We start from the raw sequence: 11870 nt of genomic DNA, 5'->3' as shown, positions 1-11870 counted from the left end.
TTAAGACAGTTCCGGTGCGGGTGTGGTGATACGTTCGCGCAGAATGCGTTCGAAATGCGTGGGGTCGTGCGGGGTCAGCATTTCCGCTTCGCGCGGCTGGTAATAATCGTACAGGCGCGACAGCCAGAAGCGCAGCGCGGCGGCGCGCAGCATCGGTTGCCAAGCCGTGTGTTCCTCGGCCGTGAAGGGGCGCACGGCCTGGTAGGCGTCGAGCAGGGCGCGCACGCGCGCCGTATCGAGCACGCCCGTGTCGAGGTCGACGCACCAGTCGTTGACGGTGACGGCCACGTCGAACAGCCAGGTGTCGCAGCCGGCAAAGTAAAAGTCGAAAAAGCCCGTCAGTTGTTCGCCGTCAAACATGACGTTGTTACGGAACAAGTCGGCATGCACGGGACCGCGCGGGATGGCTTTATACGTGTCGCAGGCGGCAAACGCGTCCTGGAAGTGGATTTCCGCGCGCAGCAAATGCGCCCTGGCATCGTCGAGGTGCGGCAAGACCAGCGGCGTGGTGGCGTTCCACCAGTCCAGGCCGCGCAGATTCGGCTGCTGCAGGGGGAAATCCTGCGCCGCCACGTGCATCTTCGCCAGCATGGCGCCGACGGCCGCGCAATGCACGGCCTGTGGCGCCATCTGCGAGCTACCGTCGAGCTTGCTGACGATGGCGGCCGGCTTGCCTTGCAGGGCCGTCACCAGTGCGCCGTCGGCATTGGCGATCGGCGCCGGCACCAGCACGCCGCGGTCGGCCAGGTGGCGCATCAGCTGCAAATAAAACGGCAATTGCTCGAAACTCAGGTTTTCAAAGATCGTCAGCACATATTCGCCGCGCTCGGTGCTGAGGAAGAAATTGCTGTTTTCGATGCCGGAAGCGATCCCTTTGAGCGCCAGAGGCTTGCCGAGTGGAAATTGCGTGATCCACTGGCCGATATCGTCCAGGTGTAGCGCGGTAAAAACTGCCATGGGAAAAGGTCTGAGGTAAAAAAGTAAAAAAGCCGGCGGCCCCGCTTGTGGCCGGGGCCGGGCAATAAGATGGTGTCGGCTGGCCGCGCCGCTTATTTTGCCGGTGCGGGAGGCGCCGGCGCGTCAGCGGCTTCTTCGTCGCGTTGTTTCTGTTTTTTCTTGCCCAGGTCGAATTCCAGCACTTTCCATTGCGGGCCGCGCAAGGCGCCACCATTGGCCTGGTCGGCGCCGGCGGCCGGTTTCATGTAATACGTGCTGCCGCCCGTGGTGACCTTGACTTCGGACGTCACGCCCGCTTCGCGTTTCTCGGTAATCTGTTGTTTTGTTGCTGCTGGCGCTACGGTGATGGGCGCTTCGCCCATTTCCTCGATACGCTCCAGCTGTGGTGGCGCGTCGCTGGGCTTGGCCGGTGTCTGGGCGCTGGCAATGGCCGAGCATGCCAGCAGGGGCAGGGCGAGGAATGTCCAGAGTGTCGATGTACGCATCATGATGGGGTTCGCTTCCATGTGGTGGACTGCAGAAAATGCAGTGGTCATGCCGTCAATTTATCTATAGGGCATTGTAACAAACTGGTAAGCAATGCTGTTTACTTGCGCCGAAATAGGCCACAACGGCCGCCGCTGCGCCCGCACGGGCCCGCCGAGGTGGCAAAAACGGCAAGAATAGGGCGTGCGCGGCCCGGTGGCGCGGCCCTAAACTCTGCGATAATTGTGCGATATTCCACCGCCCGCCGCGATATCTTGCCGGCCGGCGCGGTTCACCTTATTTTATTGGCATTATGCAAAACACCCTGCTGTTAGTCGACGGTTCCAGTTACCTCTATCGCGCCTTCCATGCGCTGCCCGACCTGCGCAGCCCGGACGGTTATCCCACGGGCGCCATGCACGGCATGGTCAACATGCTGCGCCGCCTGCGCGCCGACTACCCGGCCGCCTATATCGCCTGCGTGTTCGATGCCAAGGGTAAAACTTTCCGCGATGACATGTATCCCGAGTACAAGGCCACGCGCGCCTCGATGCCGGACGACCTGCGCCTGCAGATCGAACCGATCCACGAAGCCGTGCGCGCCATGGGCTGGCCCATCCTGATGGTCGACGGCGTGGAAGCCGATGACGTCATCGGGACGCTGGCCGTGCAGGCGGCCGCCGCCGGCATGGACGTGGTGGTGTCGACGGGCGACAAGGACCTGGCGCAGCTGGTCAACAGCCAGGTGACCCTGATCAATACCATGAGCAATGAAAAGCTCGACGAAGCGGCCGTGCTGGCCAAGTTCGGCGTGCCGCCGAACCGCATCATCGATTATCTGTCGCTGATCGGCGATACCGTGGACAACGTGCCGGGCGTATCGAAATGCGGCCCGAAGACGGCCGTCAAATGGCTGACGCAGTACGACAGCCTGGAAGGCATCATGGACAACGCGGCCAAGGTGGGCGGCGCCGTGGGCGAAAACCTGCGCACGGCCCTGCCATGGCTGCCGCAGGCGCGCGCCTTGATCACCGTCAAGACCGATTGCGACCTGTCGGAGCACATGACGACGATCGCCGATTCGCTGGCGGCGAAACACGAAGACAAGGAAGCGCTGCTGGCCTTCTTCCAGCGCTACGGCTTCAAGGCCCTGCTGCGCGAACTGGGGGCGGCAGCGCCGCCGATGTCGCCTGTGGGCGCACCGGCAACGGCTGGCGCATCGACCGCGAACACGACGGGCGACATGTTTGCCGACGCCGCGCCAGCGCCTGCGGCCGAGTATGAAACCGTGCTGACGGATGCCCAGCTGGATCAATGGCTCGCCCTGATCGATGCGGCGCCCCTGACGGCCGTCGACACGGAAACCACGTCGCTCGAACCGATGACGGCGCAGATGGTCGGCATTTCCCTGTCCGTCGCCGAACACCGTGCCTGCTACATCCCGCTGGCGCACGATTACGCGGGCGCGCCCGAGCAGCTGACGCGCGAACACGTGCTGGCGAAACTGCGCCCGTGGCTGGAAGATGCCAGCAAGCCCAAGCTGGGGCAGAACCTGAAATACGACAGCCATATCTTCGCCAACCATGGCGTGACCCTGCGCGGCATCGCCCACGATACCCTGCTTGAATCGTATGTGTTCGAATCGCACAAGAAGCACGACATGGACAGCCTGGCCCTGCGCCACCTGAACTACACGACCATCCCGTTCGAGGAGGTGTGCGGCAAGGGCGCCAAGCAGATCACGTTCAACCAGGTGGAAGTGGAGCAGGCGGCGAGATACGCGGCCGAGGATGCCGACGTCACCTTGCGTTTGCACAATGCCATGTGGGGCAATGTGGCCAATGATGACAAGCTGACCTTCATCTATGAAAAGATCGAGATGCCGACGGCCGTGGTCTTGCAAAAGATCGAGCGCAACGGCGTGCTGATCGATGACGCATTGCTCAACATCCAGTCGGCCGAGCTGGCCGTGAAAATCCTCGAGCTGGAAAAGAAGGCGTATGAACTGGCCGAGCAGCCGTTCAACCTGGGCTCGCCCAAGCAGATCGGCGAAATCTTCTTCGAGAAATTGAAGCTGCCGGTGGTCAAGAAAACCCCGACGGGCGCGCCATCGACGGACGAGGAAGTGCTGCAAAAGCTGGCCGAGGATTATCCGCTGCCGAAAGTGCTGCTCGAATACCGCGGCATGGCCAAGCTGAAGTCGACCTACACGGATAAATTGCCGAAGATGATCAACGTCACGACGGGCAGGGTGCACACGAACTATGCGCAAGCCGTGGCCGTGACGGGGCGGCTGGCGTCGAACGACCCGAACCTGCAGAATATTCCCATCCGCAGCGCGGAAGGCCGCCGCATCCGCGAAGCGTTCATCGCGCCGCCCGGCAGCCACATCGTCTCGGCCGACTATTCGCAGATCGAATTGCGCATCATGGCGCATATCTCGGGCGATGAAGCCATGCTGCGCGCGTTTGCCGACGGCATCGATATCCACCGCGCCACGGCAGCCGAGATCTTCGGTGTGCCGGCCGCGGAAGTGCAGAGCGAACAGCGCCGCTACGCCAAGGTCATCAACTTTGGCTTGATCTACGGCATGAGCGCGTTTGGCCTGGCCGGCAACCTGGGCGTGGACCGCACGGCCGCGCAAAGCTATATCGACCGCTACTTTGCCCGTTTTTCCGGCGTGAAACAGTATATGGAAGACACGCGCCAGCAGGCGAAGGCGCGCGGCTACGTGGAAACCGTGTTCGGCCGCCGTTTGTGGTTGCCGGAAATTAATTCGCCGAACGGCCCGCGCCGCCAGGGCGCGGAACGGGCGGCGATCAACGCGCCCATGCAGGGCACGGCTGCCGACCTGATCAAGCTGGCCATGATCGCCGTGCAGGGCTGGCTGGAAACGGATGGCTTGCAGACGAAGATGATCATGCAGGTGCACGATGAACTGGTGCTGGAAGTGCCGGATGCCGAGCTGGAACTGGTCAAGCGCAGGCTGCCGGAACTGATGGCCGGCGTGGCTGAACTGAAAGTGCCGCTGACGGCCGAAGTGGGCATAGGTAAAAACTGGGACGAAGCGCATTAATTTCTTAAACACACACTTCAGGAGAAACGCATGAGCGACATGATCACCGATTGTGATAGTTTGCTGGGCCAGAGCAGCTTGTCCGGGCCCGATGGCCGGCGTGGTTTCCTGAAGGTGGCGCTGGGAACGGGCTTTGCCCTGGCCGTGCTGCCGGTGGCGGCGCAAAACGTCATCAAGACCGATACCGCCGGGCTGGTGACGACCACCGTCACGGTGATGGTCGATGGCCAGGCCGTGCCCGTGTATGCGGCCCAGCCGGAAGGACAGACGGGTTTGCCCGTGGTGCTCGTGATATCCGAAATCTTTGGCGTGCATGAGCATATCGCCGACATGGCGCGCCGCTTCGCCAAGCAGGGCTATCTGGCGCTGGCGCCCGACCTGTTCGTGCGCCAGGGCGATCCTACCAAGGTCGGCAGCATCCCGGAGTTAATGAAGGGCATCATCGCCAAGACGCCGGATGCGCAGGTGATGGCGGACCTCGATGCAGTTGTTGCGTGGGCGAAACAGAATGGCGGCGACACGGGCCGCCTGGGCATCACCGGTTTTTGCTGGGGCGGGCGCATCACGTGGCTGTACGCGGCACACAATCCGGCCGTCAAGGCGGGCGTGGCCTGGTATGGCCGCCTGGTGGGCGAGCCCACTGCCTTGCAGCCGACGAATCCCATCGATATCGCCGCCACCCTGAAGGTCCCCGTGCTGGGCTTGTACGGCGGCAAGGATACGGGCATCACGCAGGAATCCATCGGCAAGATGGAGGAAGCGCTGGCCAAGAGCGGCAACCAGTCGGAATTCGTCGTGTATCCGGATGCGGGCCACGCCTTCAACGCCGATTACCGCCCCAGCTATGTGGCGGCCGATGCGAAGGATGGCTATGCGCGCTGCCTGGCCTGGTTCAAGAGCCATGGCGTGGCATGAGGACGTCTGACTGATCCCGCTGCCGCTTGCGGGCGGCGATGCTCGCCGTCTCGGCGGCTACTCGTGCAGGGCGGCTTTTCGGCCACGATTCACTGCCGCTCGCGACGGTGTTATGCGGCGTCGGAAGCATGGCAAGAGTTAATTTTTCCAGAAATTGACGCGAAAGGCGCACCGGGCTGTAAAATGCCCGGTTCGCGTCAATGCAGTACAATTGCATCTTCAACGCGCCACGCCGCCGCCAAGCGCGACAAGAATTAAATAATAAGCAATAGTCATCAGGCCAGACGCCAGCACAGCGGGCGCCAGTGACCCGGCGCCATTTTGAGGTAAGAAAATCATCGATCCCGTCCTTTTATCCATTTTGCTCGCGACCACGATCGCGGGCGTGTTGAGCATTACCGCGGCGGCGATCTTTTCGTTTGCATTCCTGTCCAAGGTGGTCGAGCGCATGGTCAGCTTGTCCGTCGGCATCATGTTGTCGACGTCCTTGCTGCACGCCTTGCCGGAAGCGTTCGAGTCCCAGGCGGATCCGCGCAGCCTGTTCGCCACCTTGCTGGCAGGCTTGCTGGCCTTTTTCATGCTGGAAAAGTTCGCCATTTTGCGCCATTCGCACCACCACGAGGGCGACGGCCACCACCATGCGCACGGCCACGACAAGCACGAGGCGGGCAAGGCCGGCTGGATGATCCTCGTCGGCGACGGCATGCACAACTTTACGGACGGCATCCTGATCGCCGCCGCCTTCCTGGCCGACCCGAAGCTGGGCCTGGTGACGGGCCTGGCCATCATCGCGCATGAAATTCCGCAGGAAATCGGCGATTTCATCGTGCTGCTGAACGCCGGCTTCTCGCGCCTGCGCGCCTATGTCTTCAATTTGCTGTGCAGCATGATGGCCGTGGCGGGCGGCTTGCTCGGCTATTTCACCCTGGACCGCGCCAGCAATTTGATCCCCTACGTGCTCGTGTTCGCCTCGTCCGGCTTCATCTATATCGCCTTGAGCGACCTGATGCCGCAGATGCAGCGCCGCGCCACCTTGCGCGAAACCATCCCGCAAGTGCTGCTGATCGCGCTGGGCGTGTGCATCGTGCTGTTCCTGACGCGGCACAAGCACGGCGGTTGATGCGCCGGCGCGTCGCGTGTAGTATGGCCTTTCTGACTAATTCAAAGCGAAAGGAGGAAAATATGGAAATTTTTGTGCTCGTCCTATGGGATGTGCGTTCTTTAAGCACATTTAGCCGCTCTTGCCCACGTTCTATCGCGCTGCGATAACCTGGCCAGAGCAAAGTTACCCTCCTCTACGAGTCCTTTCCTGGTACTCCGTTGTCGTTAGCGCTCCTGTTAACGCGGATGCTTGCATCCCGAACAAAGACAAGAGCCATGACTACCCTTATCTCTACACTCGCCTTGCAGCTGGATACCCACGACGGTTTCCTGTTCCACGAACTCGCCTTTACCTTGCGCCAGGGCGACCGCATCGGCCTGATCGGCCACAATGGCTGCGGCAAATCCACCTTGCTGGGATTGCTCAGCGGCACGTGCGAAGCGAGCTCCGGCAGCATCCATTTCGCGCGCGCCTGCCGCTTGCAGCACGTGGAACAGCACTTGCCGGCGGCATTGGCCAGCCTGAGCCTGTACGACGCCTTGCTGGCGCCCGTGCTCGATCAGCCTGAACTGCATTGGCGCGTCGACAGCCTGCTGGCCGAACTGGGTTTCGACCTTGATACGGCGCAAGTGCCCGTGCACTCGCTGTCCGGCGGCCAGCACACGCGATTGCTGCTGGGGCGCGCCCTGCTGCAGGAACCGAACGTGCTGCTGCTCGACGAGCCGAGCAATCACCTGGACTTGCCGTCGCTGCTGTGGCTGGAGCAATTCCTGTTGCGGTGGCGCGGCGCCTTCATCCTCGTCTCGCACGACCAGCGCCTGCTCGACAACGTGACCACGCGCAGCTGGATCCTGCGCGACAGCCGCCTCTACGATTTCGACTTGCCGTGCGGCCCCGCGCTGGCGGCTCTGGCCGAGGCGGATATTGCCGCCGCCGCCCGCCATGCGGCCGAACAGAAGGAAATCGACCGCCTGTCGGCCAGCAGCGCCCGCCTGGCCCTGTGGGGCCGCACCTACGACAATGAAGACCTGGCGCGCAAGGCCAAGACCATGCAGCGGCGCGTCGACAAGCTGAAGGAGGTGCAATCGTTCGTCAGCGAGGGCGCGCCCTGGCGCCTCAGCTTGCGCGGCAAGGCGCTGGCGGCCGACCAGCTGCTGGCCCTCGACGGGCTGGACGTGCGCGCCGTGCCGGCCTCTCCCGTGTTGTTCCACGTCGGCCAGCTGTGGCTGAAACCGGGCGACCGGGTCGCCTTGCTGGGCGCCAATGGCAGCGGCAAGTCGTCGTTGCTGCGCCTGTGCTGGCAGGCGATTCAGGCGCAGCAGGAACGCAGCGATTTGCGCTACCACAAGGCGGCAAACATCGGCTATTACGATCAGTCGCTCCGGCAGCTGGCCGACGATGCGGATTTGTCCGACGCCCTGTATCCGTTCGCCGTGCAAAACGAAGCTGCGCGCAGCCAGGTGGCGCGCAAACAGGCGTTAATCTCGGCCGGTTTCCCGTATGCGCGCCATGGCCAGACGGTGGCCACCCTGAGCGGCGGCGAGCGGGCGCGGCTGCTGTTCCTGGGCCTGTCGCTGGCCAGTTATCACCTGCTGCTGCTGGACGAGCCCAGCAACCACCTGGACATGCAAGGCAAGGCGGAACTGGGCCTGGCCTTGCAGGGATTCGAAGGCGGCTGCCTGCTGGTGTCGCACGACCGCGACCTGATCGAGACGGCGTGCAACCGTTACTGGGTGGTGGCCGATGGCGGACTGGAAGAGTGGCTTGACGCGGCCAGCGCGTATGCGCGCCTGAGCCTGGGGGATGGGCAGGCGCCGGCGGCCGCGCCGCGCGTGGAAACGGCTGCGCTGGCGCCAGCGCAAACGGATGTCGACCTGCAGCTGGAACGCTTGTGCGAACTCGAGCAATTGCTGGCCGAGGACCTGGCCCGCAAGCCGCGCCATCAGAAGCCGGCCAGCCAGCAGGCGTGGCTGGCGGAGCTGGAACGGCTGAACCAGGCGCTGGGGATAACATCCTAGTTATCCACGGGTGAAAAAATGGCGGACCACCGGGTCCGCCATTTTTTTAACTGCCGGTCGCCACGGGCCGCGCCGGGTCGGCGCACCATTCGCTCCATGAACCGGGATACAGGGCTGCGCCAGTCAGTCCCGCCACTTCCAGCGCCAGCAGGTTGTGGCAAGCCGTCACGCCCGAGCCGCATTGCATGATGGCCGCTTGCGGCGCATCAAACAGGGCGCTGAAATCGCGTTGCAGTGCCTCGGCCCCCTTGAAACGGCCATCGGCCTGCAGGTTATCCTTGAAGAAACGGTTTTTCGCGCCGGGGATGTGGCCGCCCACGGGGTCGATGGTTTCATTTTCGCCGCGATAACGGTCGGGCGCGCGCGCGTCGATGACGGTCAGCGCCTGCGTGTCCAGGTTGGCGATGACGTCCTGCACGGTGACCGTGCGCGTGAGGCTGGCTTTTTCCATCAGCTTGCCGGCAGGGCGGGGCGCCACGGGCGTAACCAGCGGCAAGCCTTGCGCCTGCCATGTGGCCAGGCCGCCGTCGAGCACGGCGACGGCCGGATGGCCGACCCAGCGCAGCAGCCACCACAGGCGGGCGGCGAACATGCCACCCTGGCCGTCGTAGGCCACCACTTGCGTGTCGTCATGGATGCCCCAGCCGCGCAGGCTGGCCAGCAAGGCGTTGCGGTCGGGCAGGGGATGGCGGCCCGTAAAGTCCACGCCGCGCGCCGTCTTCGGGCCGGACAGGGCCGTGTCGATGTCGGCAAACTGCGCGTTCTGGATGTGGCCGGCGGCAAACGCATCGCTGCCGGCCGTGGGGTTGAGCAAGTCGTGGCGGCAATCGAGGATGACCCAGTGGCTGTCATTCACGTGGCTGGCCAGTTCGCTGGCCTGGATCAAGGTGGTGTACATCAGGAACGCTCCTTTACACTTCGCTGGCGATGGGATCCGTGCGCGCGATGGCGGCGCCACGGGCCGTGTTGCGGGTATTGTAATAGGTTGCCGCGATGCCCGAGGCCAGGATGACGCCGATGCCGAGCCAGCCGTGCCAGTCGAACAGGTCGCCAAAGATCACCACGCCCCAGAAGCTGGAAAAGACGATGCCCGTGTATTGCAAATTGGCAACAACGAGGGTCTTGCCCAGGCGGTAGGCGCGCGTCATGGCCATCTGCGCCATGGTGGCGCACAGGCCGATGGCGGCCAGCAAGCCGATGCCGTAGCCGCTCGTGTGCGCGTGCCAGACGACGGGGCCGCCGCCGGCGCTGGCCACATGGCCGATTACGCCGGCGAGGAAATTGACGATGGAGAAATAAAACACGACCCGGTATTCGGGTTCGCCCAGCAGGCCCAGCTTGCGCACCTGCAGGTAGGCGAGGGCCGACAGCATGCCGGAAATCAGGGCCGTGACGGCGCCGCCCACCTGGTCCGTTTCGAACACGGGCTGCAGCAGCAGGGTCACGCCGACAAAGCTCATGGCGATGGCCGCCACCAGCGGCCACTCGACCTGTTTCATGCCTTTCCACCAGCCGCCGGCCAGCAGGATCACGGCGATCCAGATGGGGGCCATGTAGTTCAGGGTCATGGCCGTGGCCAGCGGCAGGATGGCGATCGCATAAAACCACAGCCACAGGGCCACCACGCCCACCACGCCGCGCCACAGATGCTGGCCCGGCATCGTGGTCTTGAAGCTGCCGCCCTGGTACACGATGGTGCAGCCCATGACGGTCATGCCGATGATGCCGCGGTACATGACGATTTCGGACGTCGAATACATCTCCGACGCCAGCTTGACGCACACGCCCATGATGGCGAACATAAAACTTGCAAACAGCATCCAAAGAGATTGCATTGTGGCCTTTCACCTGAGCAAACCTGCTGCGCGTCGCGGGGCGCGGCCTGCGATGCGCGCCGTACCAAAGTACAGCTGCGCTTCTTGGCCACGCCGCGCTGCCGCTCGCTGCGGTTCTGTCAGGTGTTGTAAGTGTAGAGTGAAACGAAAGAAGGGCCGCATTATGCGGCCCCTCTACTAAGATTACAGTTCGATATTGCTGCGGTACCACTCGTGGAAGTGTTGCATGCCGTCTTCCATCGGCGACTGGTAAGGACCCACTTCGCTCACGCCGCGCGCCATCAGGGCCTTGCGGCCCGCATCCATGCGCTGGGCGATTTCATCGTCCTCGACGCAGGTTTCCATGTAGGCGGCCCGTTCCGCCTCGACGAGTTCGCGCTCGAACAGCACGATTTCTTCGGGGTAATAGAACTCGACCACGTTGCGCGTCTTTTGCGGACCATCGGGCCACAGGGTCGAGACGATCAGCACGTGCGGATACCATTCGACCATGATGTTCGGATACAGGGTCAGCCAGATGGCGCCATACGGCGGCGGTTCGCCGCCGCGGAATTGCAGCACCTGCTCCTGCCACTTCTTGTAGGTCGGCGAACCGGCCTGCTGCAGGCCGCGGTGCACGCCCACCGTCTGCACGCTGTAATCCTTGCCGAATTCCCAGCGCAGGTCGTCGCAGCTGACGAAGCTGCCCAGGCCAGGGTGGAACGGCTCGACGTGGTAATCCTCGAGGTAGACTTCGATGAAGGTCTTCCAGTTGTAGTCGCACTCGTGGATTTCCACATGGTCGAACATATAGCCGGAAAAATCGAGGTCTTTCGAGACGGACAAATCTTTCAATTTTTCCATCACGTTGTAGCCGTTTTGCTCGAACAGCAAGCCATTCCAGCTTTGCAGCGGCGTTTTCGACAGGTTCAGGCACGGCGTCTCGGGGAAATGCGGCGCGCCGATCAGTTCACCCTTGAGGTCGTAGGTCCAGCGGTGCAGCGGGCAAACGATATGATTGGCATTGCCGCGGCCGTTGAACATCAGCGCCTGCCGGTGGCGGCACACGTTGGACAGCACTTCGATGCCATTGGCGTTGCGCACGAGCATGCGCCCTTCGTTCTCAGACGCCAGGGTCGCAAAATCGCCGGTTTCCGGCACCATCAGCGCATGCCCGACATAGCGCGGGCCGGCTTGGAACAATTGCTGCATTTCACGCTGCAACAGCGTTTCGTCAAAATAGACGTGGACCGGAAGTTGCGCGTTTGAACGCGCCAGCTTGGCGTGAGTAGCCAGATCGGACATCCCAACCCCCCATAAATGTACAACGGTCAGCAGTGCCCCAGGCCATTCCCTGGGCAACCGCTACAGAGAGAAAGAATCCGCAAAGACCTGAATTCAAATTTGTTGAAACGGTATTTCGGACAGAACCGGCGATTATAGCGCGGATCGGCCTCGGCATTGCCAAACCTCCCGGCAAATTGGGCACTTTAATGAGAAACGTTGTCATTTACCGTGCAATT

At 62.7% G+C, this 11870-nt stretch carries 10 protein-coding genes; 4 read left to right on the top strand and 6 right to left on the bottom strand.

Features of this window, described 5'->3' with window-relative positions:
- A complete protein-coding gene (locus tag YQ44_RS23015) occupies positions 1 to 957 on the bottom strand; it encodes a homoserine kinase (protein ID WP_071325374.1) in 957 nt (318 codons plus the stop codon).
- Between the two features lie 92 nt (positions 958 to 1049).
- The gene (locus YQ44_RS23010; RefSeq protein ID WP_232250975.1) at positions 1050 to 1493 is read right to left on the bottom strand and encodes a hypothetical protein; all 444 of its coding nucleotides are present in this window, start codon (positions 1491 to 1493) and stop codon (positions 1050 to 1052) included.
- A 242-nt stretch (positions 1494 to 1735) separates the two neighbouring features.
- On the opposite strand from YQ44_RS23010, the gene polA reads away from it, so the two are divergent.
- A complete protein-coding gene (polA, locus tag YQ44_RS23005) occupies positions 1736 to 4498 on the top strand; it encodes a DNA polymerase I (RefSeq protein ID WP_071325373.1) in 2763 nt (920 codons plus the stop codon).
- Positions 4499 to 4528: 30 nt separating this feature from the next.
- Positions 4529 to 5413 (top strand): dienelactone hydrolase family protein, encoded by an 885-nt coding sequence (locus YQ44_RS23000; RefSeq protein WP_071325372.1) that lies wholly within the window; start codon positions 4529 to 4531, stop codon positions 5411 to 5413.
- 219 nt (positions 5414 to 5632) lie between these two features.
- On the opposite strand, the gene YQ44_RS29390 is transcribed toward YQ44_RS23000, so the two are convergent.
- On the bottom strand, positions 5633 to 5863 hold the full coding sequence (locus YQ44_RS29390; protein WP_198044011.1) for a hypothetical protein: 231 nt from the start codon (positions 5861 to 5863) through the stop codon (positions 5633 to 5635).
- On the opposite strand from YQ44_RS29390, the gene YQ44_RS22995 reads away from it, so the two are divergent.
- Both YQ44_RS22995 and YQ44_RS22990 read left to right on the top strand, forming a co-directional pair.
- Positions 5775 to 6533: a ZIP family metal transporter gene (locus YQ44_RS22995; RefSeq protein WP_071325371.1), complete on the top strand. Its 759-nt coding sequence runs from the start codon at positions 5775 to 5777 to the stop codon at positions 6531 to 6533. The two genes, YQ44_RS29390 and YQ44_RS22995, sit on opposite strands and share 89 nt — an antisense overlap.
- A gap of 257 nt (positions 6534 to 6790) precedes the next feature.
- Positions 6791 to 8533 (top strand): ABC-F family ATP-binding cassette domain-containing protein, encoded by a 1743-nt coding sequence (locus tag YQ44_RS22990; protein ID WP_071325370.1) that lies wholly within the window; start codon positions 6791 to 6793, stop codon positions 8531 to 8533.
- A gap of 46 nt (positions 8534 to 8579) precedes the next feature.
- Here the strand turns inward: YQ44_RS22990 and YQ44_RS22985 are convergent, their stop codons facing one another.
- The 3 genes from YQ44_RS22985 to YQ44_RS22975 all read right to left on the bottom strand — a co-directional run bounded on the left by YQ44_RS22985 (position 8580) and on the right by YQ44_RS22975 (position 11652).
- Positions 8580 to 9431, bottom strand: coding sequence for a sulfurtransferase (locus YQ44_RS22985; RefSeq protein ID WP_071325369.1), 852 nt, complete (start codon positions 9429 to 9431; stop codon positions 8580 to 8582).
- 13 nt (positions 9432 to 9444) lie between these two features.
- Positions 9445 to 10368: a DMT family transporter gene (locus YQ44_RS22980; RefSeq protein WP_071325368.1), complete on the bottom strand. Its 924-nt coding sequence runs from the start codon at positions 10366 to 10368 to the stop codon at positions 9445 to 9447.
- A 183-nt stretch (positions 10369 to 10551) separates the two neighbouring features.
- Positions 10552 to 11652: an aromatic ring-hydroxylating oxygenase subunit alpha gene (locus YQ44_RS22975; RefSeq protein ID WP_071325367.1), complete on the bottom strand. Its 1101-nt coding sequence runs from the start codon at positions 11650 to 11652 to the stop codon at positions 10552 to 10554.
- Between the last annotated feature and the right edge of the window lie 218 nt (positions 11653 to 11870).

The sequence above is a fragment of the Janthinobacterium sp. 1_2014MBL_MicDiv genome (assembly GCF_001865675.1).
Lineage (GTDB): Bacteria > Pseudomonadota > Gammaproteobacteria > Burkholderiales > Burkholderiaceae_D > Janthinobacterium.
Note: the sequence above shows the minus strand (reverse complement) of the source record. Positions and strands in the feature narration are given on the sequence as shown.